At 61.3% G+C, this 22,846-nt stretch carries 17 protein-coding genes; 13 read left to right on the forward strand and 4 right to left on the reverse strand.

Annotation, left to right across the window (positions count from 1 at the left end; all coding sequences use genetic code 11):
* Nucleotides 1–43 precede the first annotated feature (43 nt).
* From R8871_RS07095 to R8871_RS07130, 8 genes are all read left to right on the forward strand, one after another.
* On the forward strand, nucleotides 44–1,081 hold the full coding sequence (locus R8871_RS07095) for an aldo/keto reductase (protein ID WP_175049671.1): 1,038 nt from the start codon (nucleotides 44–46) through the stop codon (nucleotides 1,079–1,081).
* The gene (locus R8871_RS07100; protein WP_175049672.1) at nucleotides 1,078–2,517 is read left to right on the forward strand and encodes an NAD-dependent succinate-semialdehyde dehydrogenase; all 1,440 of its coding nucleotides are present in this window, start codon (nucleotides 1,078–1,080) and stop codon (nucleotides 2,515–2,517) included. Before R8871_RS07095 ends, R8871_RS07100 begins: the two co-directional genes overlap by 4 nt.
* A 186-nt stretch (nucleotides 2,518–2,703) precedes the next feature.
* Entirely contained in the window at nucleotides 2,704–4,089 is a 1,386-nt protein-coding gene (locus R8871_RS07105; RefSeq protein ID WP_175049673.1) for an MFS transporter, read from the forward strand.
* Between the two features lie 387 nt (nucleotides 4,090–4,476).
* Nucleotides 4,477–5,061, forward strand: a complete 585-nt coding sequence (locus tag R8871_RS07110; RefSeq protein WP_175049674.1) for a fimbrial protein — start codon at nucleotides 4,477–4,479, stop codon at nucleotides 5,059–5,061.
* A 75-nt stretch (nucleotides 5,062–5,136) separates the two neighbouring features.
* Nucleotides 5,137–5,880: a fimbria/pilus periplasmic chaperone gene (locus tag R8871_RS07115; RefSeq protein WP_175049675.1), complete on the forward strand. Its 744-nt coding sequence runs from the start codon at nucleotides 5,137–5,139 to the stop codon at nucleotides 5,878–5,880.
* 133 nt (nucleotides 5,881–6,013) lie between these two features.
* Nucleotides 6,014–8,716, forward strand: coding sequence for a fimbria/pilus outer membrane usher protein (locus R8871_RS07120; protein WP_246287433.1), 2,703 nt, complete (start codon nucleotides 6,014–6,016; stop codon nucleotides 8,714–8,716).
* Between the two features lie 146 nt (nucleotides 8,717–8,862).
* A complete protein-coding gene (locus R8871_RS07125) occupies nucleotides 8,863–9,729 on the forward strand; it encodes a fimbrial protein (protein ID WP_175049676.1) in 867 nt (288 codons plus the stop codon).
* A gap of 373 nt (nucleotides 9,730–10,102) precedes the next feature.
* On the forward strand, nucleotides 10,103–11,704 hold the full coding sequence (locus R8871_RS07130) for a peptide chain release factor 3 (RefSeq protein ID WP_175049677.1): 1,602 nt from the start codon (nucleotides 10,103–10,105) through the stop codon (nucleotides 11,702–11,704).
* A gap of 150 nt (nucleotides 11,705–11,854) precedes the next feature.
* Here R8871_RS07130 and R8871_RS07135 read toward each other — a convergent pair whose 3' ends face one another.
* Together R8871_RS07135 and R8871_RS07140 are read right to left on the reverse strand one after the other, a co-directional pair.
* Nucleotides 11,855–12,514 (reverse strand): fimbrial protein, encoded by a 660-nt coding sequence (locus tag R8871_RS07135; RefSeq protein WP_175049678.1) that lies wholly within the window; start codon nucleotides 12,512–12,514, stop codon nucleotides 11,855–11,857.
* Nucleotides 12,515–13,234: 720 nt separating this feature from the next.
* Entirely contained in the window at nucleotides 13,235–14,104 is an 870-nt protein-coding gene (locus tag R8871_RS07140; RefSeq protein WP_175049679.1) for a LysR family transcriptional regulator, read from the reverse strand.
* Nucleotides 14,105–14,457: 353 nt separating this feature from the next.
* Between R8871_RS07140 and R8871_RS07145 the strand changes: the two genes are divergently transcribed.
* Nucleotides 14,458–16,998 carry a bifunctional acetate--CoA ligase family protein/GNAT family N-acetyltransferase gene (locus R8871_RS07145; RefSeq protein WP_175049680.1) on the forward strand — a complete coding sequence of 847 codons (2,541 nt, stop codon included), beginning with the start codon at nucleotides 14,458–14,460 and terminating at the stop codon, nucleotides 16,996–16,998.
* Between the two features lie 106 nt (nucleotides 16,999–17,104).
* Here the strand turns inward: R8871_RS07145 and R8871_RS07150 are convergent, their stop codons facing one another.
* Complete coding sequence (locus R8871_RS07150; protein WP_175049681.1) at nucleotides 17,105–17,650, reverse strand: hypothetical protein; 546 nt, start codon at nucleotides 17,648–17,650, stop codon at nucleotides 17,105–17,107.
* 77 nt (nucleotides 17,651–17,727) lie between these two features.
* Nucleotides 17,728–18,516, reverse strand: coding sequence for an IclR family transcriptional regulator (locus tag R8871_RS07155; protein WP_175049682.1), 789 nt, complete (start codon nucleotides 18,514–18,516; stop codon nucleotides 17,728–17,730).
* Nucleotides 18,517–18,826: 310 nt separating this feature from the next.
* Here R8871_RS07155 and R8871_RS07160 point away from each other — a divergent pair, with 310 nt between their 5' ends.
* Genes R8871_RS07160 through R8871_RS07175 form a run of 4 tightly spaced genes read left to right on the forward strand, consistent with a single transcriptional unit; the run spans nucleotide 18,827 to nucleotide 22,817 of the window.
* Nucleotides 18,827–19,876: a sugar ABC transporter substrate-binding protein gene (locus R8871_RS07160; protein ID WP_175049683.1), complete on the forward strand. Its 1,050-nt coding sequence runs from the start codon at nucleotides 18,827–18,829 to the stop codon at nucleotides 19,874–19,876.
* The gene (locus R8871_RS07165; protein ID WP_175049684.1) at nucleotides 19,873–21,393 is read left to right on the forward strand and encodes a sugar ABC transporter ATP-binding protein; all 1,521 of its coding nucleotides are present in this window, start codon (nucleotides 19,873–19,875) and stop codon (nucleotides 21,391–21,393) included. Before R8871_RS07160 ends, R8871_RS07165 begins: the two co-directional genes overlap by 4 nt.
* Nucleotides 21,383–22,438, forward strand: coding sequence for an ABC transporter permease (locus R8871_RS07170; protein ID WP_175049685.1), 1,056 nt, complete (start codon nucleotides 21,383–21,385; stop codon nucleotides 22,436–22,438). The genes R8871_RS07165 and R8871_RS07170 overlap by 11 nt, the downstream gene beginning before the upstream one ends.
* 25 nt (nucleotides 22,439–22,463) lie before the next feature.
* A complete protein-coding gene (locus R8871_RS07175; RefSeq protein WP_175049686.1) occupies nucleotides 22,464–22,817 on the forward strand; it encodes a UxaA family hydrolase in 354 nt (117 codons plus the stop codon).
* Nucleotides 22,818–22,846: the final 29 nt, after the last annotated feature.

Genomic DNA, 22,846 nt, shown 5'->3' on the forward strand with positions numbered 1-22,846 from the left:
GCTGCGTGCGCTACTGAATGTGATCAGGAAGGAGACAAGCACTATGGAATACATTCGCCTCGGCCAATCAGGTCTGAAGGTGTCGCGTCTGTGTCTCGGCACGATGAACATGGGCACGCCGCAATGGAAGCCGTGGATCTTCGACGAAGCGCAAAGCGAACCGATCGTGCGCCACGCGCTGGAAGCCGGCGTCAATTTTATCGACCTCGCCGATTTCTATTCGACTGGTGTGGGCGAAGAAGTGGTGGGTCGCATTCTGAAGCGCATTGCGCGGCGTGAAGAGATTGTCGTGACGACCAAGGTCGGCTACGACATGGGCACGTATCAGAACGCCGGCGGCCATTCGCGCAAGCACATCATGGACGGCATCGACGCGTCGCTCACGCGCCTGGGAATGGATTACGTCGATATCTACATGCTGCATTTCTTCGACGTGAACACGCCGGTCGAGGAAACGATGGGCGCGCTGAACGATATCGTGTGTGCCGGCAAGGCTCGCTATATCGGCGTATCGACGATGTACACGTGGCAGTTCGCGAAGATCATGCAGGTCTGCGAGCGCAATGGCTGGCACAAACCCATCAACATGCAACTGCAGTTGAACCTTGCGTATCGCGAGGAAGAACGCGAAATGATCCCGTATTGCCAGGATCAGGGTGTCGGAGTGTCGGTGTTCAGTCCGCTGGCGCGTGGTCTGCTGACCTGCGATCCGAACTCGACGCGAAACCAGACCGACTTCTTCACTGCGCAAATGTATGGCGATACGGCCTCTCGCGAGATTGCTGCTTCGGTGGCGCGCGTGGCGGCGCGGCGCGGCGTGTCGGCTGCGCAGATCGCGCAGGCGTGGGTGCTGAACCATGGCGGCGTTGTCAGCATGCTGGTCGGTGCGGATACGCCGGCGCAATTCGACAGCGCGCTGGCCGCGCTTGGTACGAAGCTCTCCGCCGACGAACTGTTCGAGCTCGAACGCAACTACACCCCGTGCGATCTGATCAACGACTACACCGCGGGCAAACGCATCGCTCGTGACGCGCGGCTTGCGCAAGGCACGTTCGTCGAGAACCTGGAGAAGGCAGCATGAACGAGTTTCTCCGAACCGGACACTACATTGGCGGTGAATGGTACGAAAGCGCGAGCACGTACCCCGTTCTGAACCCTGCGACGGGCGAGGTAATCGCTCAAGTCGCCAAGGGCGGCGCGGCGGAAACGACGCAGGCCGTTGCCGAGGCTGAACGCGCTTTTCCGGCGTGGCGCGCGTTGACTGCAAAAGAACGTGGCGCGCGCGTCAGGCGCTGGGGCGAGTTGATGCTCGAGAACCGCGACGCGCTCGCTGAACTGCTGACGCGCGAGCAAGGCAAACCGCTTGCCGAAGCACGCGGCGAAGTCGGCTACGCGGCGAGCTTCTTCGAATGGTTCGCTGAGGAAGCCAAACGCAGTTATGGCGACGTGATCCCGAGCCCGAATCCGAACGCGAAGATCATCGTGACGCGCGAACCGGTCGGCGTGGTCGCGGCCATCACGCCGTGGAATTTCCCGCTTGCGATGATTACGCGCAAGGCTGGGCCGGCGCTCGCGGCGGGCTGCACGATGGTGCTGAAGCCTTCCGAAGAAACGCCGTTGTCCGCTTTGGCATTGGCAGTGTTGGCAGAGAAAGCTGGCATCCCCCCGGGCGTGTTCAACATTGTCTCCGGAGATGCAGTGGCAATTGGCGGCGTGCTGACTGAGTCGGAGGTGGTGCGTAAGCTGTCGTTCACCGGCTCGACGCGCGTCGGTAAACTGCTCGCGAAGCAGTCGGCGGATACGCTGAAGAAGCTGTCTTTGGAGCTTGGCGGCAACGCCCCGTTCATTGTGTTCGACGATGCGGATATCGATGCGGCCGTACAGGGCGCGATGGCTTCGAAATTCCGCAACACCGGGCAGACCTGCGTGTGCGTGAATCGCTTTTACGTGCAGGACGGTATCTACGATGCGTTCACGCAGGCGCTGACACAAGCGGTGCGGAAGATGCGTGTCGGCAATGCGCTGCAAGGTGAGGTCGAACAAGGTCCGCTGATCAACCAGGCGGCGCTGAAGAAGGTGGAAGCGCATGTCGCCGACGCATTGCAGAAAGGCGCAAAGGTTTTAACAGGCGGCAAGCCGCACGCGCTCGGCGGCACATTTTATGAGCCGACCGTGCTGATCGATGCATCGAAGTCGATGCTGATCGCCGCGGAAGAAACCTTCGGCCCGGTGGCAGCGTGCTTTCGCTTCAAGACGGAAGACGAAGCCATCGCGGCGGCCAACGACACACCGTTCGGCCTCTCCGCCTATTTCTATACGCGTGACCTGGCGCGTGCATGGCGCGTCGCGGAAGCGCTGGAGAGCGGCATGGTCGGCATCAACGAAGGTATTTTGTCGACCGAAGTCGCGCCGTTTGGCGGCGTCAAACAATCGGGGCTTGGCCGCGAAGGTTCGAAGTACGGGCTCGACGAATACACCGAACTGAAGTACACGATGATGGGCGGCCTCGGGCGCTGATCTTCATTTAGCGCATTCATCCCACGTGTTCGCCTGACGTATCGCGCGCCGAAGCATGCGGCGAACAGCGAAGCGAATGACGAGATGAACAGCGAAGCGAATCATGTGCCGAACCGCGTGGGTTGGCGCGGCCTCGGCATCGCGCCGGCGCCGCGCCAACTGCACACATACATACAAGGAGACAGCGTGAGCAATCAGGATACCCAGGCCGCCACTCTCGGCCTCGCCCCTACCATGCCGCCCGCGGCTACTGCGACCGCGCGCGGCCGCATTTCTCTCGATGACGTTCCGCTGAACGCGTTCCACGTCAAGATCGCCGGTTTGACGTTCGGCGCGCACTTTACCGAAGGCTATGCACTCGGCACGATCGGCTATGCGCTGGCGTCGCTGAATCGCCAGATGCCGCTCGACGCGTTCTGGATGGGCATGATCGGCAGTTCCGCGCTCATGGGGATCTTTGTTGGCAGTCTCATGTTTGGCTGGTTGTCGGATCGCCTTGGACGGCAGAAGATTTTCCTGCTGAGTTTCCTGATCATCACCGCGGCAGCGTTTGCACAGTTTTACGTGACTTCGCCATTTGAATTGTGCTTGCTGCGCGTGTTGATCGGCTTTGGCATGGGCGGTGACTTTGCAGTTGGGCACGCAATCCTTGCTGAATTCTCGCCCCGAAAACATCGGGGGACATTGCTCGGTTCGTTCAGCGTGGTGTGGACCATCGGCTACGTGGTGGCCAACGTGCTCGGCATGCACTATGCCGACGCGTCGCCGGATGCGTGGCGGTGGTTGCTTGCGTCGGCAGGTATTCCGGCCTTGATCGTGCTGCTGTTGCGTATGGGCACACCGGAGTCGCCGCGCTGGCTGTACGGCAAGGGACGTATTGCTGAAGCCAAAGCGATCGTACTCAGGCATTTCGGTCCCAACGTGACGCTCGACGCGGGTGAAGACGGCCACGCCCAAACTCGCGGTGGCTTCATGCGCCTGTTCAAGCAGGACCTGATCCGTCGAACGTTCTTTAACTGCGCATTTTTCGTCTGCCTCGTGATTCCGTATTTCGCGATCTACACGTTCCTGCCGACCATTCTCAAAGTCATTCATCTGAACGACGGGTCGGGTGCGGATTTTCTGCTGAACGGCTTTCTCGTTCTGGGCGCGCTGATTGGCATCTGGCTCACGATCAAGTTATCGCGCCGCGTGTTCCTGATCGGTTCGTTTGCGGTGACGTGCTTGTCGCTGATCGCGTTGAGCTTGTTGCCAGAGTCTGCGACGCTGGCGATGATCGTTGCATTCGCAATCTTCACGCTGACGATGTCCGCTTTTTCGAATCTGGTCGGCGTGTTTCCGCCGGAGTGTTTTCCAACAGAAGTGCGCGCGTGCGGCGTCGGGCTGGCGATCGCGTGCAGTCGCCTCGGCTCGGCTGTTGGCACTTTTTTGTTGCCGCTCGGCATCGTCCATCTGGGTTTCCACATGACGATGATGGTGCTCGCAGCCGTTCTGTTGATCGGCATGGCGGTGTCGATCGCCTGGGCACCTGAGACGAAACACCTGACGCTGAACGAAGCAAGCGGCGCGTAGGCCGTCTGAGCACTTCAAGAAAACCCGCCGCATCGGCAACGATGCGGCGGGTTTTGCTTTTGTGGCGCCGAATTTCAATTGAGCCGTCTCTTTTCCTAGATTTTTAGGAAAAGTCCTAGCGACTTGCTTCGTGTGAGGGCGCAGTTGTCGGACGAAGTCGCGCGCTGTGTAGGGTAGTTCCTACATAAATCGGAATTCTCCTAGGTACTTAGGAATCTCGAAAATTTAGCATTGATTTGTGCCTGAACGAGAGACCAATAGTTCGAACCAAAGACCGCCATTTCCCCGGCGAAGAACGTTGGACCACCCAAGGGCAAATGGTGGATCTCACTCAATATCGATTCGCCGTTGATTCACCAATCTTCTTAACATACTGGAGCAGCAAACATGAAATCGATCCTTCCCGCAATCGCAATCGCAATCGCAATCGCAACCGCAACCGGTGGTCTGTTGGGTCTCGCATCGTTCGGCGCTAATGCCGCGGACGGCACGATCACTTTTACCGGCACGGTGTCGGACACCACTTGCTCGATCAACGGCACAACATCGGGCGCGTCCGCCAACCTGGCTGTCACCCTGCCGACGGTTTCCGCAGGCTCGCTCGCCACACAAGGCGCCGTTGCCGGTACGTCAGGACCCACCGACATGACACTCGCGCTGAGCGGATGTTCGGGTGCGGCCACCAAGGCAATCGCCAAGTTTGAGAACGGCCCGACCGTCGACCAGGGCACCGGCTATCTGGCCAACCAGGCCGCTTCGGGTCCGGCGTCGAACGTCGAAGTGCGTCTGCTGAACGCCTCGCTGCAACCTATCAACATCACGACCGGTTTGAACAACGACATCGATGGTAACGGTGCAACGATCAGCGGCGGCAGCGCGAACGTGAAGTACTTCGCGCAGTACTACGCCACGGGCAAGGCAACGCCTGGCGCAGTGAGCACGTCGGTGCAATACACGATGCAGTATCAGTAAGCGATGACCGGGGCGTTCGCTCAAGTGAACGCTTTTTTTCGGCCTTATTTCAAGATTACTTTCAAAGGTGCTGTGATGAAGTTGCTCAGAAAAATGACGATGGGAATCGGTTTTGCCTGTGCGCTGCTAGCAGGCAGCGCACAGGCAAGCGTGACGGTTGGCGGTACGCGAGTGGTGTATCCGCTGGAGCAGCGCGAAGTCACGGTCAAGCTGGATAACGATAGTCACAATCCCTCGCTCGTACAGGTGTGGATGGACGACGGTAATGCGGACACCAAACCCGGCGACGTCAAGGTGCCATTCGTGATTACGCCGCCGATCTTCCGGATGGATCCGAAGAAAGCACAGACGCTGCGGGTGATGTACACCGGCGAAGCGCTGCCGCAGGATCGTGAGTCGGTCTATTGGCTCAACGTACTGGATATTCCGCCGAAAGCCGACGCGGCCGCTAACGTGAATTCTTTGCAGTTGGCCTATCGCACCCGCATCAAGGTGTTTGTGCGTCCGGCCAAACTGCCGGGCAAGCCGGGAGAAGCGCCCGCGCAGTTGAACTGGAAGATTGCCGCGTCGCCAGATGGCAAGGGCCAGGCGGTGAGTGTAACGAATCCAACGCCTTACTACGTTTCGTTTAGCGAAGTCGACGTCGAAAGCGGCGGTCACACATTCAAGAATGAACAGGGCGGCATGGTTGCGCCGCGCGCGTCGGTTGTCTTGCCGATTCCAAAGATGAATGGCGTACCGGCAGGTGCAAAGGTTCACTACACCGCGATCAGCGATTTCGGTGGCGCCCTTAACGGCGACGCGACGCTCGGCCAATAGAGCGCAGCAGCTTGCCGGCCGGGCGACCGCCTTTCGCCCATAGCTAAACCCCTTCTCGACCACGGCGTGCGTTGCACAGGCAACGCACAGGGACGACGTACGCCTGTCGCGAACATTGGAATTGAGTTAGATCGTGAAACTTTCACCTCGTCATCAGTCGCATGCTCGTACCAGTGAATCCCCTGGTTCGTTCGGCCTGAGCCCCGTAGCCGCAGTAGTCATGTCGGTGTTCGCGGCGCTGGGCGGCGTCCAGTCGACGAGCGTGCATGCAACAGAAACCAGTGACGCCAGCGCTGCAGTCCAGTTCGACACGACGTTTCTGCGTACCGACCCGAAGCAAACCGTGGACGTCGCGCGTTTTGCGCGCGGCAACATGGTGCAACCGGGTGTGTACTCTGTCGACCTTTGGGTCAACGACATTCGTGTGGCGCGCCAGGACATGCGCTTCGTGGCGACTCGCGACGGACAAAGCGCGCGTGCGTGCTTCAGTCGTCAGATGCTGGAAGCACTCGGTGTTGATTTCGCGAAGGTTGGTGCGGCTGCCGGTGCGAAGCTGCCGGAACATTTATCTGCCGAAGCAGCGGAGGTCGTGGGTAAAGACACGCACGCAGCTGCCGGCGCAAGCGCTGATGCCAGCAAGCAATCCGGTGAAACCGTCAACGCCGACGAATGCGTTGACCTTGCGGCAACGGTGCCTGACGCAACCGTCGACTTCGACTTCGCCGAACAGAAGCTCATATTGAGCGTGCCGCAGAAATACATGCGCAACGCCGCGCGCGGCTACGTGCCGCCTGACATGTGGCAAACCGGTGTGAACGCGGGCTTCGTGAGCTACAACGCGAATACCTATCACACCGCAGGTGCGGGTACGCAGTCGACACAAAGTTATTTGGGCCTGAACGCCGGCGTGAACATCGACGCGTGGCATTTCCGTCATCAATCGTCGGTGTCGCAGCAGACCGGCCAAGCCACGCATTTTGACAACATCGCGACCTATGTGCAGCACGACGTTGCCGCACTGAAGTCGCAAGTGACGTTGGGCGATGGTTACACGACGGGCGACGTGTTCGACAGCGTGCAGTTCCGCGGTGCGCAGATCGCCACCGACGACCGCATGTTGCCGGAATCGCTGCGTGGCTACGCGCCCGCGGTGCGTGGCACGGCGGAATCGAATGCGCGTGTGATGATCCGTCAGAACAACCAGGTGATTTATGAAACTAGCGTGTCGCCGGGGCCATTCGAAATCAACGACCTCTACGCGACCGGCTACGGCGGTAATCTCGACGTGACGGTGACCGAGGCGGACGGCCGCACGAAGACTTTTACGGTGCCTTACGCCTCGGTCGCACAATCGCTTCGACCGGGTACGACGCGTTTCTCGGTGACCGCTGGGCAATTGCGTAACGACACGCTCGAAACGAAGCCGAACTTTGCACAGTTCACGCTGCAGCGCGGCCTCACGAATCTGGTGACTGCATATGGTGGCGGCGTGGCTGCGAACGGCTACGTGGCGGCTGACGTGGGCGCGGCGCTAAACACGAAGTTCGGTGCGTTCTCGGCGGATGTGGCCGCTGCACAGACTCAGGTGCCAAACCAGAGCACGATGCGCGGCACCAGCTTGCGCATCGGCTACAGCAAGTTCATCGATCCGACGGGTACCAACATTTCGGTTGCCGCCTACCGTTATTCGACTGCTGGCTTCATGAATCTGACGGATGCGGCCTCGGTGCGCGATCTTGCGATGCACGGCGGCGATACGAACGCTGTTTATCGCCAACGCAACCGCTTCCAGTTGTCGGTCAACCAGAATTTCAAGGATCACGGAACCGTGTTCCTGAGCGCATCAGCGCAGCAGTACTGGAATCACGACGGCAGCGATATGTTCTATCAGGCCGGTTACATGAACAGTTTCAAGTACGGCACTTACAACATCACCGCGGGACGCACTCGCAATGCGGACGGTTCGATGTCCAACCAGTTCATGCTCAGCACGACATTGCCGCTCGGCCACAGCCAGCGTGCACCGTTGCTGTCGACGAACCTGTCGAGCTCGGGTGGCAGCACCAACCTGCAGGCCAACGTGAGTGGCTCGCTCGGCGATGCGAACCAGTACTCGTACAACGCGTACGGCACGTATGGCAGTGGCAACAGCAGCACCTCCGTCAACACGGGCGTGAGCGGTGCGTGGCGCGCGCCGTATGCGCAGATGACGGCGTCCGCAAGCGCGGGCTCGAGTTCGAGCCAGGTGTCGGCCGGTATCAGCGGGTCGGTCGTCGCGCATCCGGGCGGCGTGACGTTCTCGCAGACGGTCGGCGATACGTTCGGCATCGTCGAAGCACCAGGCGCTGCGGGCGCTAGCGTGACGAGCTCGCCTGGCGTCAAGCTCAATGGTCATGGTTACGCGGTGATTCCTTACCTCACACCGTATGGCATGAACACCGTCGACATCGACCCGAAGGGCACATCGGCCGACGTTGAGTTCGAATCGACTTCGGAGCAAGCGGTACCGCGTCTGGGTTCGGTGGTGATGATCAAGTACAAGACAGTGAGCGGGCGTGCTGCGTTGATCCGCGCGCCGCGATTGGGCGACAAGGCGTTGCCGTTCGGTGCGGATGTGGTTGACGGTAGCGGACACAACGTGGGTGTTGTGGCGCAAGACAGCCGTATTTTTGCGCGCGGTTTAGAAGACAAGGGCTCGTTGTTCGTGAAGTGGGGTTCGTCGGCAGCCGAACAGTGCCGAATTGATTACGTGTTACCAAAATCGACGGGCAAAGCTGGGGCGGCGTACATGTCGGTGGAAGGGCACTGCGTGGCTGGCCAGGAAGGCTCCAACTAAACAGAGATGGGCAAATCGAAAAGGTGGGCATGATGTTTCAAGTTAAATTTGTACGGCGTTCGTTGTTGCGTGCTCTTGTTCTGATTGTGTTCGCGATCGGTTGGACTGCGAATGCGCGCGCGGATTGTCCGACGGCGGCGTTGCCGATGACTTTCACCTACGGGACGATAGGAGTCTCCAATAGTCTCGCGATCGGCGACGTCATTCCAGGGACCGTAAAATCATTTACGCTTGCTGGAAAATGCGTTGCTACGACGCTTGCAAGCAAGCCTGTGGTCGCGTGCCCGCAGACACAAAGCGCGGTGGCGGGCATGACCGGTGTTTACACGACTGGCCTGCCCGGTGTGGGGATGCGGATGCGTGACGTCAACGGAAAACCGCTCGTGGGCACGGGTGCCTGCTCCACTGACTCGTCGTTAGGCAATACCGGAACTGACGGGAGTTTCAACCTATCCGGGACGTTCGAACTCGTCAAAACAGGGGCGATCACCGCCGGCGCGATTTCGAGTTCCTCGGCATACTACGCAACCGGTGTTCTGAACACGAGTGTGACGCTCAACGACGGCAACTACAAGATGTCTGTTGCAAGCGGTACTGCGGTTCGGCCCGTTACCTGTTCGGTTACTTCCGAGACGGCAAACCAGACTGTCGCCTTGTCGCCTGTGAGTACGTCGGCGCTCAATAGCGCAGGGGCGGTCGCCGGAAGTACGCCGTTTTCCATCGGGCTCAATTGCGATGCGGGCGTCAAGGTCGCGGTGACCTATAGTTCGACGTCGGGCAACTCGGGAGTCGCCTCGGTATTGGCTTCGACTGGCACGGCAACGGACGTCGGCGTGCAACTGCTCGATTCAGCGATGAAACCGATCGTTCTGGACAATCCGCTTCAGATCAGCTCGGGTACAACCGGTAACGCATCGTTTCAGTTCCATGCTCGGTACTACCGGCTCGGAGCCGCGTCGGTGAAGTCGGGCACGGTCAACTCGACGGCAATCTTCACCATGAGCTATCAATAGCCGTGTCACGCCGACGCTCGCGATTCGGCCAGCTTTACTTCATATGATTGTGAGGGGATCCGGTGCCCGACGGTCCCGGTCTCGCACCTGATCGTGCAATTTCCCGACGGTCCGGTCGCGTCGATCCCGCAAGCCCCATTTCCCGCCTCCTCGCCATGACGTGTATCATTCGCACCTTGCGCTGTTCTGCGCTGGCGATTCCCGTATTGTCGAACGCTCGTTCGTGACCTGTTTCCAACGCGGTCGAGTTGCCTTGTGACGCGGGTCCCCGACCCAGCTCCCGCAGCCCGACGCCGCCGCGCCTAACGTGGCAGACCAGAGGCCACAAGCCTCTGGGGATCGCCCGAACCCCTATCCGTGACCGCCAGACCCGATGTCAGTCTCCGAACTCAAACGCCGCCGCACGTTCGCGGTCATTTCCCACCCGGACGCGGGCAAGACCACGCTTACCGAAAAGCTGCTGCTGTTCTCGGGCGCGATTCAGATCGCCGGTACCGTGAAGGGCCGCAAGAGCAACCGCTACGCGACGTCCGACTGGATGGAGATCGAGAAGCAGCGGGGCATTTCGGTGGCCAGCTCGGTCATGCAGTTCGAGTATGGCGACGCCGTCATCAATCTGCTCGACACCCCAGGCCACGAAGACTTCTCTGAAGACACATACCGTGTGCTGACCGCTGTCGACGCCGCCGTGATGGTGATCGACGGCGCGAACGGTGTCGAAGCGCAAACACTGAAGCTGCTCGAAGTGTGCCGTAGTCGCAAGACGCCGATCGTCACCTTCATCAACAAGCTCGACCGTGAGGTGCGCGAGCCGCTCGAACTGCTCGACGAAATCGAACAGCACCTGGGTGTCGCCGCTGTGCCATTCACGTGGCCGATCGGCATGGGCAAGGAATTCCAGGGTGTATACGACATCCAGCGCGATCAGGTGCGCCTGTTCCGTGCCGGCCAGGATAAAGCGGGCGGCGAAGTCGAAACGCTGCAAGCGCTCGGCGACGAAGAAGGCGAACGCCGCTTCGGTCACAGCTGGGTCAAGGCGAAGGAAGAGATCGATCTGATCACCGGCGCATCGCCTGATTTCGATCGCGAGCAGTTCCTCGCGGGTCAGCAATCGCCGGTGCTGTTCGGCTCGGCGATCAATAACTTCGGCGTGAAGGAAATTCTCGACGCGCTGGTCGATCTGGCGCCGCCGCCGTCGATGCGTATGACCGTTCAGCGTCCGGTGATGCCGGACGAACCCAAGTTCACCGGCGTCGTGTTCAAGGTGCAGGCGAACATGGATCTGGCGCACCGCGACCGCGTGGCGTTCATTCGCGTGTGCTCGGGGCATTTCGAACGCGGCATGGCCGTGAAAGTGACGCGCACGAACAAGACGTTCCGCGCGAATAACGTGGTGACGTTCCTGTCGCAGCGTCGTGAGACGGTGAGCGAGGCGTATCCCGGCGACATCATCGGTATTCCGAATCACGGCACGTTGAGTCTCGGCGATACGCTGACCGAAGGCGAGCAGTTGCAGTTCGTTGGGTTGCCGTTCTTCGCACCGGAAATTTTTCAGACGGTGGAAGTGGTCGATCCGATGCGCGCAAAGCAACTTGGCGAAGCACTGAAGCAGCTCGGTGAGGAAGGCGCGATTCAGGTGTTCCGTCCGGAAGTCGGCGGCTTGATGATTCTTGGCGCGGTCGGTCAACTGCAGTTCGAAGTGGTGTCGCACCGTTTGTCGACGGAATACAAGGTCGACGTGCGGATGGCGCCGGCGCGCTATCGCATGTCGCGTTGGGTGACCTGTGACGATGCCGCCGAGCTACGCCGTTTCACCGATTCGTACGCGGCACGGATCGCACTTGACGCGTCCGATGCGCCGACGTATCTGGCGTCGCACGTGGGGGAAATCGAAGTCGCGCAGAAGGCGTGGCCGAAGATCGTGTTCAATGAGTTGCGCGAGCATTCGGGCGCGCCGTTCAAGAAGGTCATGTAGGCGAATAGGAATTTGTTGGCGCGGCTTGCAGTCGTGCCAGCAAATGGCCGGCTCGTGACGAGTGGCCCATGCCACTGCAGGAGGAGCCGGCTCGGCGCTTTCCTTGCGGTCACTCGTATCGCTGGCCGCATCCGGCGTTTCACAAGCTTGTTATTGATAGCTCATCGTGAAGATTGCAGACGCATTGACGGTCCCTGCCGTTACCGTCGGCCCACCTAGCCGGTAGTATTGTCCGTAAAACTGGAACGACATGTTTCCGGTAGTGCCTGAGCTCAGCTGAAGCGCCGTGTCGAGACTGATTGGCGTTCGCGAAGAGTTGAGCAGTTGCACTCCCACGCCTTTGGCGGTGCCATTCGACGCGATGACTGACGGAATTCCCGAGTTGCCCGACGCGGAGCTAAACGTCACTGCTACTTTCACGCCGGCCTCGCAGTTAAGGCCAATCGAGAAAGGTGTCGTCGCGGCCGTTGCGCCGGCGCTGTTAAGCACCGAAGGGCTTACTGCCGCGAGAGGGATTGTCTGATTTGCAGTCGCAGACGTAACGGAGCAACCGACGGAGCGAACCGCGCCAGTGAGTGGCACTTGACCGCTATCGTTGATTGAGGACGCGTTAATCTGGGCAAGGAGGTAGGTGTTAAACGCCCCCGTCGCTGCTGAGCTGATCTTCACTAGTTCGACCGAACCGGAAACCATGAAACTTCCATCCGCGGCGGTATAGCCCAATGGTGAAGTGCGCGGTAGGGGTTTTCCTTGGCTGTCACGCACACGCAAACCCACGTTGACGGACGGAATTCCATAGACTGCAGTCATACCGCCGACTTCCTGTCCAGGTGCCACAAGAGCAACGGGCAGGTTTGCGCTAGGGATTTGTATGGATTTCATGCATGTACCTGAGAGCGTAAATGACTTTACCGTGCCAGGAATCACTGCGCCAACTGGGAGCGAATTGGCTATACCTATGTCTCCATAGGAGAAGGCGGGCAAATTACTCGACGTACACAACTGCGCATGGGCGCCTGCTGCCCAGCCGAATCCTATCGTTACGAAAGCGAGTGCGTGCAAGAGCCAACGCTGGACTAATTTTGAATTGAACATCGTATTCACCTTTCAAATTGAGCTGGGCCCAGTCAGTGAGCATTGCTACCGTTGCAAATGATTCAACTGGCGCTAGCGGGAAGGCAGGTGGCAGATGCATGTCGGCCGCACGTCGATGCAAAGCGCGTGTGGTCACAATGAGAGTCGCAGAAGATCCCGGTCGAGACACGACCTCGAAGGAGCTGGGGTCACAGGGAGATAGTGCAAGTCGCGGTCACCAGGGCTGGTTTCGGCAACGCGCCGCACGCACGCCAGACTCAATATTCGCCGGATGTCATCTCGCAATACATAGGATCATTCTTAGTTGCGTAATAACATTCCTACGTGCGTGCGGATAAATCGGGCGTCGGAGCGAGTGACATTGATGTTCGCCATTTGAGCGCATGGCGCGAAAGAGCGGCATGATCGACGATCGCCAGCCTGACTCGGCTCGCTTCACCCCATCTTCAAAACCTCTTCCCGCATCCATCCGGCAAACGCTTGCACATGCTCAAGCGCCGCGTGGCGTTGCGCCACGTCGAGCCAGTAGCCGAAGGGTCCATTCACTTCGGCATCGGAAAACTGCGCGAGACTGCGGTCCGCCAGTTCCTCGACGATCATGTTCCGATCGACCACCGCCAGCCCCACTCCCTTTCGAGCGGCGTGGATCGCCTGCTCCAGCGTCGAGAACTCGATGCCGTTTTCCGCGTAGCGTGCCGGCAAGCCCGCCGTCGCCAGCCAATTCGGCCACAGGTCGAGGCGGGCGTCGTTATGCAGCACATGTAGCGCCGGCATGTGTTCGAGCAGCATATCGAGCGATTCGCCGAGCAGACGCGGTGCGCCAACGAGTACATGGCGTTCGATCATCAGCAATTCGGAATGCGCACCTGTCAGCGCGTCGCGGCCGAAGCGAATATTGCAGTGACAGTCTTCGGTGGGCGACGTGCGGACAGACAGCTCGACGTCGGGTAACTCGTCTGCCAGCGAACCGAGCCGAGGCGAGAACCATTGCGTCGCGAAAGTGGGCGGCACGGAGAGTACGAGGCGGCGTCGGCCTTTGGCCGCGGTGATTTGCCGGAAGCCGCGTTCGATGGTGTCGAAGGCGTCCGAGAGACAGGGTAGCAACTGCAGTCCGGCGGGCGTCAAACGGATACCCTTGTGATCTCGCTCGAACAGTTTCTCGCCAAGTGAGTCTTCCAGCAGCTTGATTTGGCGGCTCACGGCACCTTGCGTCACGCACAGGGCGGTGGCGGCACGATTGAAACTCATATGACGGGCGGTTTCTTCGAAGAAGCGCAACGCAATCAGCGATGGCAAGCGCCGCATAAATCACCTTCTGTGTCTCTGTTCATCCGGTGCAGGTGGGCTAGCGTCACACCTGCGCCGCGGAATATATGTTCGTGCCGTGCGCGTTGTCTCCGACGCGCTTTGCAGGCCATCAGTCAGCCTGCGGATCTGGAGGCTGGCGTGTCGTCTGGCAGCGCTACGATTGTCGCATTTCGGCTTGATATTTTGCTTGAGCACGCTAAAAAAATTCTGATGCGCGCTGGCTTGGATCAACCTGACCGTCGTGCGCCAAGCGGCTTACGCAGAAGCGCCGCGCAAATCGTCGACTTCGCCTATCCTGACGAAGACGCGCGCCTTGCTGCCGGCGCGCCCTCCCACTCAACGGAGCGCCCGTGACCGTTCGCAATCTCGACGCCTTGTTCCGACCCAAATCCGTCGCCGTGATCGGCGCCTCCGAGCGGCCGGGCAGCACGGGTGCGATGGTGTGGGCGCGCGTGCTGGAAGGCGGTTTTGAAGGCCCTGTGTGGCCGGTCAATCCGAAATACGACACGCTCGGCGGTCGCGCGGTGATCGGCGATGCGGGTGATCTGCCCGAGGCACCTACTGTCGCGCTGATCTGCACGCCGCCCGATACGTGGCCAGGCATCATTCATAAACTTGGCGGTTTGGGCACGCGCGCGGCGATCATCGTCGGCGAAGTGCGGTGCGATGAGGATCGCCTGGCGCTGCGGCACGCGCTGTCGGCGGCGCGGCCGCATCTGTTGCGCATCGTCGGGCCGGGGAGTCTCGGCGTGGTGACGCCAGCGCTGCACGCACATTTTGGTGCGCCGTCGTGCACGGTGAAGGCAGGGGGCGTTGCGTGGGTCTCGCAGTCGAACGCGCTAACTAACGCCGTGCTCGGCTGGGCGCACGCGCGTGGGCTTGGGTTTTCGCACGCGGTGGCGCTGGGCGGTGAGGCTGACGTCGATGCCGGCGACGTGCTCGACTATCTGGCGAGCGATCCCGGCACGCGTGCCATCCTGCTCGAACTGGATACGGTGCGCGCGGCGCGCAAGTTCATGTCGGCGGCTCGCGCGGCGGCGCGCAACAAGCCTGTGCTGGCGTTGCGCTCGGGCCGCTCCGATCCCGCCGATGGGCTCTACACCGCCGCGTTCCGTCGCGCGGGCATGGTGCGCGTCGATTCGCTCGACGATCTGCTCGACGAAATCGAAACGCTCGGCGTGGGCCGCGTGGCGGCGGGCGCGACGGCGACGCTGATCACAAGTGACAGCGGCCTCGCGACGCTCGCCTGCGATGCTTTCGCTGCCGCCGGCGACACGCTCGCGCCGTGGCCCGCCGAGGCGGACGCGGCGCTAAGCGAAGCGCTGCCGCGCGCGATGGCCGGTAACCCGCTAAGACTCGGCGACGACGCCCGTCCCGAGCACTTTGGCACCGCGCTCAAGCTACTCGCCGAGCATCGGAGCACCGGCACGGCCTTCGTGGTCCACGCGTCGACGCATGGCGCGCCGGTCGGCGAGGTCGCGCAGGCGTTGATTGCGAATCAGCGCTTCGCGTATCGTGGCTTGCTGGCGTGTTTCTTTGGCGGCGTGGATGCGGCCACGCGCGACGCACTGCACGCGCAGGGCATTCCAGTTCATACGACGCCACAGCGGCTCGCTCGCGCGTTTGCACGGCTGGTCGACTACCGGATGGGTCGCGAACTGCTGATGCAGACGCCGGAAGGTTTGCCGGCACAGGTTCCCGAAGCCATCGACGCGGCTCAAGCGCAAGCGCGTGCCGCTATCGCCGCAGGTGAGCACCGACTAACCGGCAAAGCGGCAACGCAGTTTCTTGAGCGCTTCGGGCTGCGTGTCGAACCGCAAGCGGACGACCTGAACTTGGACGCAGCACATGCAGCGGTACCGAAGTCGACGCAAGAGCAAGTGCAGGGATCGACGCGAGGGCTGGCGCAAGGGTCAACGGAAGGGCTGACGCTAGCGCCGATGCCCGCAGCAGTACGACCAGGCACGGCAACGGGAGACTGCGCGGACCAGACTGCCGCGGCGCTTCAAAAACCCGTTGTCGACATCGCCGTCGAGCTTCACGACGACGACAACTTCGGCCCCGTTTTCCGATTTACTGCGCCGCCGGTGGATGGAGTGTCCGAGCCACTGCATGTTTACGGCCTGCCACCGCTCAACCCGATGCTGGCGCGCGACATCGTCACGCGCTCACGTTACGCGAGGCTCATTGACCCGGAGCCGGCATTGGCTGCGTTGACGGCGCTCTCGCAGGCGGTCTGCGACGTCAAGGAGATCGTCGGTCTCAATCTGATACTGCGGGTGTTCAGCGACCATGTCGTGCTCGTCGAGCCGACCCTCAGCATCGCGTCAACGCGCAGCCGGCTCGCGATCGTGCCGTACCCGCGCCGTTTCGAAGAGACGATCGACTGGCAGGGCCTACGCGTAACAGTCCGGCCGATCCGTCCGGAAGACGAAGCCGCGCATCACGATTTCGTCGAATCAATGACGCCGGAAGATCTACGTCTGCGGTTTTTCGGCGCGGTTGGCAGTTTCGACCACTCGCAGCTCGCGCGGATGACGCAGATCGACTACGACCGCGAAATGGCACTGATTGCGACGGTAACGAGCGAAGACGGTTTCACCCGCACACTCGGCGTGGTGCGTGCCGTAGCCGATCCCGACAACGAGACAGCCGAGTTCGCCGCCGCGGTGCGCTCCGACCAGAAAGGCCGGCGCCTTGGACAATTGCTGATGGACCGGATCATCAAGTACGCGCGGGCGCGCGGCATACATTGGCTGGTCGGCGAGGCGCTGCGGGAGAACGCGCCGATGATCGCGCTCGCCAGGTCCTGCGGTTTCACCATCACACCGACGGAAGATCCCGGCGTGGTCGGCTTCAGGATGGCGCTGGATGAACCGGAGCAAACTTAAGTTGGCGGGGACGGCGCTTGCCGAAGCTCACAGACGCAAGACCGCCCACTATGACTATGACGCCAGGCAGCGGCGATTCGCGACCCAGGCGTTGTGATTTCAGTCTTTAGGCCGGCAGCTTTGCCGCCGCTTCGTCGACTTGCGTACGCGTCACGGCCAATTCTTCCAGCAGCGCTTCAGCGTACACAGCGCCGGTTTCGCGTTCCAGACGCGCGATGGTCGCCGCGCAACGGTTCGCGTCCTTCAGCGTCGCGATGAACGACTTCACCGATTCACCCGCCTTGAAGGCGTCGAACAGCGGCACGCGGATGTCGTCCGGCAGCGGACGCGCCGTCCATTGATACGGCTTGCCGTTGAACGTGAACTGCGGCGGCAGCACGCGCTCTTTCTTCGCGGCCGGAATCAGACCGAAGGTGCGCGCGGCGTCGCCGATCTGCTCGGCCGAAAACAGCTCGTCCGGGCTGATGTCGAATTGCTGAATGAAGGTCTCGATGCTGTGCATCGCTGCAGCGCGGTCGTCACGGCGCTTTTGCGCATGAGCGACGATGTCGCGCAGTTCGTCGGCTTCTTCGGGCGTGATCGTGAAGCTCGACTGCTTCTGCTGAAGTTCGGAAAAACGCTGGAATTCGGAATCGGTCAGAAGTTTCGCCATTGCTTGATCGTTGGGCGCGCATGAGGAGACCCCTGCGGCGTGATTTTTGAAAGGGTCGCCATTCTAAACCATGTGCGTTAAACGGCTTCTTCCCGAAACATCGATAGCGCCTGCACGGTCTCACGCAGCAGCGCTGTTGCCGCCTCCAGAGTCGGCGCGACGTATTCGTCGATGCGCCGCAAGTACGGGCACGTGAGCACCGCGATCGCCTGACCGGACGGTCCCTGGATTGGAACCGTGACGTCCGTGACACCGAACGTCTGCTGACTGTCCTTCTGCGAAAAACCCGCCGCGCGAATCCGCTCGCATGCCTGTTCCAGGGCTTCGCGATCGATCGTGACTTCGCCTTTCACCTTGGTGTGTTCGGCCAGCATCTGGTCGCGCTGCTCGACGCTTTGAAACGCGAGCATCACACGGCCCGAACCCGTATCGATCAGGCCGACCCGCGAGCCGAGCCGCACCGACATGCCCCACGTGCCCGGTCCGTCCACCTGCGCGATCACCAGCAGATTGCCGCGGTCGTACACCACGAGGTGACACGATTGCTCGGCGGCATCGGCAAAGCGCTGCATCAGCGGCAGCGCTTCGGAGATCAGGCGGTTCATCGGCGGATGACGATGCGCGAGCGCATACAGCTTCAGACTCAACGAATAACGGTCGCCCGCCGCCGAGCGCACCACGTACTGCCGTGCGACCAGTCGCTCCAGCATCCGGTACATCTCGCTCGCGTTGCGTCCCAGCCGCTTGGTGATCTCGGCGCGCGTCAGCCCTTCTTTCTGCTCGGCGAGCAATTCCAGGATGTCGAGGCCCTTGTCCAACGCGGGGGCGCGGTAACGGTCGGCGTCGTCTTTGTCGTCTGCGTCCATGGTTAGCGAGGTTCCGTGTGTTGTTCTCATTATCTGGCGCGTGAGTGTAAGTGCGTGGGGAATCTCGTGCGAGGTGGCCCGCGCCAGGGGAAACACCGAGGGATGATGCAGTGCACATCGCTTGACTTCGAAAAGTCCGTATATGAATAATACGTTCATTGGTGAATGAACGTACACCAATACTTCATAAGAAAGCGCAGGACCAGGTGCCCGCCACTCGCATGGCGGGTTCACGCAGTTCCCACAACGCATTGCATGAGGCCGGAGTAAGTGCTGTAGCGCTAACTCCGGACCGACATAGGAGACAACCATGTCGTTCGCGAAAGGGCCGCACGCGGCTCGCCGTTTGTTCCAGAGTTCGTTGTTCGCCGTTGCGGCGGCAGCTTGCGTCGCCAGCCTCGCCGTCAGCGGCGCGGCACACGCCGCTGATGCGGGCAAGGTCGGCCTCGGTCTGCCGCTTCTCACGTCGCCGTTCTGGCAGTCGTACAACAACTATCTGCCCAAGTACGCGAAGGACATGGGCATCGATATCCTCGCGCCGGTCAATTCGAACGGCGATCCGGCCCAGCAGATCACCGACATGAACAACCTGCTGAACCTCGGTGCGAAAGGCATAGTGGTCGGCCCGCTGGATTCGGCGGCGATCAGTCGCGCGCTCGATGCAGCATCGGCGAAGAACGTGCCGGTGGTCGCCGTAGACGTTGCGCCGACGCAAGGCAAGGTGGCGATGGTGGTGCGCGCCGACAATCACGCCTATGGCGAGAAAGCGTGCAAGTACATCGGCGAGCACGTGAAGTCGGGCAAGGTCGTGCAGATCATGGGCGACCTGGCGTCGGTGAACGGGCGCGACCGCTCCGAAGCGTTCCGCTCGTGTCTGAAGGGCTTCCCGGGTTTGTCGCTGCTGGAAATTCCGGCAAGTTGGAAGGGTGACGTCGCGGCTACCGCGCTCGACAGTCTGCTCACCGCGAATCCCGACGTGAAGGCAATCTACATGCAGGCCGGCGGCGTCTATCTGTCGCCCACGCTGCAAACGTTGCGCCGCAAGCAGATGCTGTTTCCGGCCGGCGATGCGAAGCACGTCGTGATTGTCAGCAACGATGGCATTCCGCAGGAGTTCGAGGCCATCCGCCGCGGTGATATCGACGCGACCATTTCGCAGCCTGCCGATTCCTACGCGAAATACGGTCTCTTCTACATCAAGGCCGCATTGGCCGGACAGACCTTCAAGCCGGGCCCGACGGATCACGGCAGCAACATCGTCCAACTGGCGCCTGGCATTCTCGAAGATCAATTGCCCGCACCGCTCGTCACGAAGGCGAACGTCGACGACAAAGCCTTGTGGGGCAATACCGTTAAATGAGCGAGCCGACGCCCTCCGTGCCGGTCGTCGAAGCGTTTGAGGTCACCAAACGCTTCGGCTCCACGGCCGCGCTGAAAGACGTGAGCATCCGCGTGATGCCCGGCGAGTCGCATGCGCTCGTCGGGCGTAACGGTGCGGGCAAATCGACGCTGGTGTCGATCCTCACCGGCCTGCGCAAGCCCGATACCGGCGAGGTGCGTTTCGGCGGCGCGGCCGCGCCGTCGATCGCGGATCGCGATGCGTGGCGCGAGCGTGTGGCCTGCGTTTATCAGCATTCCACGATCATTCGCGATCTGAGCGTCGCGGAGAATCTGTTCATCAACCGGCAGCCGTCACGCGGGGGCGTGATCGATTGGCGCGCCATGCGCCGCGACGCGCGTGAGTTGCTCGATCACTGGAAGATCGACGTACGCGAAGATGCGCGTGCTGGCGATCTGAGTGTGGAAGCCCGGCAACTCGTGGAGATTGCGCGGGCGTTGTCGTACGGCGCGCGCTTCATCATTCTCGACGAACCGACCGCGCAGCTCGACGGCGACGAAATCAAGCGCCTGTTCCGCCGCATCAGCGAGTTGCAGCGCGAGGGCGTGACGTTCCTCTTTATTTCTCATCATCTGCAAGAGGTCTATGAGATCTGCCAGGCGGTGACGGTGCTGCGCGACGCGCGGCATATCGTCAGCGCGCCGGTTTCCGCGTTGCCGCGTGAGCAATTGATTGAAGCGATGACTGGCGAGCGCGGCGGCCTGGCCGTTGCCGATGCGGCGGCGCGCGCTGCGTTGCCGGCGGACACCGCCATTGCGCTGGAAGTCAAAGATCTGGTGGGTCCCGATTACGAAGGCGTGTCGTTCACGGTGAAGCGTGGCGAAGTAGTCGGGCTGACCGGCGCAACGAGCAGCGGCCGCACCAGTGTGGCCGAAGCGATTGCCGGTTTGCGCGCGGCCAAGAGCGGCGCGATCAGCGTGGATGGCGTAAAGCTGCCACCTGGCGATGTCCCCGCTGCGCTGGCTCACGGCATCGGCTGCGTGCCGAAGGATCGCCATCACGAAGGCCTGGTCCTGACGCAATCGGTTGCCGAAAACGCCTCGATGACGATCACGCGCCTGCTTGGCAAATTCGGCATCGCGCCGCCTGCAAAAAAGAACGCCTTCGGTCAGAAGATGATCGATGCGCTCGGCATCGTCGCACAAGGCCCCGAGCATGTCGTGTCAGGGCTGTCGGGCGGCAATCAGCAGAAGGTCGTGATGGCGCGCGCACTCGCCACCGATCCGAACGTACTTGTATTGATCGACCCTACGGCAGGCGTCGACGTGAAATCGAAAGAAGCGTTGCTGTCAGTCGTGGATCGCGTGCGAGAGGAGGGCAAGGCCGTGCTGGTCGTGTCCGGCGAACTCGACGATCTGCGCACCTGTGACCGTGTGCTGGTCATGTTCCGTGGCCGTGTCGCGGCCGAATTTCCCGCGGGTTGGCAAGACCACGACCTGATCGCATCCGTTGAAGGAGTCAGTCTCCATGAAGAATAGTGTGCCCAGCCCTGCATTCGGCACCCCACAAGGTCAAGCACAGCCGCAGCCCGTCGCACAGGCGAGGCGCGGCAAACGGGCTCGCAACGAACTCGCCCGGCTGCGCGAACTGGCCTTGTTGCCTGCGCTTGCGTTGCTGCTCGTGATCGGCGCGTTTGTGAGCCCGAGCTTTCTGACCAAAGCGAATCTGATCAGCGTGCTGGGGGCCTCAGCGGCATTGGCGCTGGTCGTGCTCGCCGAATCGCTGATCGTGTTGACCGGCAAGTTCGATCTGTCGCTCGAATCGACGGTGGGCATTGCGCCGGCCATCGGTGCGATGCTGGTGATGCCGGCTGCATCAGCGGGCTTCGGTTTGCAATGGCCGGCGGCGGTGGGTTTGCTGGCTATCCTCGTGGTCGGCGCGGTGATCGGTTTCGTCAACGGTTTCCTGGTGGTGCGTTTGCGGCTGAACGCCTTCATCGTTACGCTGGCGATGCTGATCGTGTTGCGCGGCATGCTGGTCGGCGCGACCAAAGGCGGCACGCTGTTCGATATGCCGCCGTCGTTCTTCTCGCTCGCCACCACGATCGTGCTTGGCTTGCCGTTGTCGGTGTGGCTCGCGGCGGCAGCGTTTGCCATCGCTGCGTTCGTGCTGCGCTATCACCGCGTGGGTCGCGCGTTGTACGCGATCGGCGGCAATCCGGAAGCGGCGCGCGCGGCGGGGATTCGCGTCGAGCGCATTACGTGGGGCGTGTTCGTGCTCGGCAGCATGCTGGCCTCCGTGGGCGGTCTGATCGTGACCGGGTACGTCGGCGCGATCAACGCGAACCAAGGTAACGGTATGATTTTTACGGTGTTCGCGGCAGCGGTGATCGGCGGAATTTCGCTCGACGGCGGCAAGGGCTCGATGCTCGGTGCGCTCACCGGCGTGTTGCTGCTCGGCGTCGTGCAGAACCTGCTGACGCTGGCCCAGGTGCCGTCGTTCTGGATTCAGGCGATCTACGGCGCGATCATCCTCGGCTCGCTGATGGTGGCACGGCTCGCCAGCGGCGAAGGCCAGAACTAATGCACACGCATCACGGAGAACGCACTTGACCAGCCGCTCGTTGGAAACATCGCAAACGTCTCAAACATTGCAAACCGATCCACGCCTGATCCTGCTCAGCCCCGCGGACAACTGCCTGATCGCGGCGGCGCGTCTCGATGCGGGCACGCAAGTCGAGATCGAAGGCGAGCGCGTGACGCTCACCAAAACCATCGACCTCGGCCATAAGGTCGCGCGCCATGAACTCGCGAAAGACGACAAAGTGCTGCGTTATGGCGCGGTGATCGGTCATGTGACCGAGGCGGTGGCGCGCGGTGCGCATCTGCATACGCACAACCTGGAAAGCGATTACCTGCCCACGTATACGCACGACGCGGGCCACGAGTTCGTCCATCATTGAATTGAGCACATTGACGTGGCCTTGCGCCG

The sequence above is a fragment of the Paraburkholderia sediminicola genome, assembly GCF_902859805.1.
GTDB classification, from domain to species: domain Bacteria; phylum Pseudomonadota; class Gammaproteobacteria; order Burkholderiales; family Burkholderiaceae; genus Paraburkholderia; species Paraburkholderia sediminicola.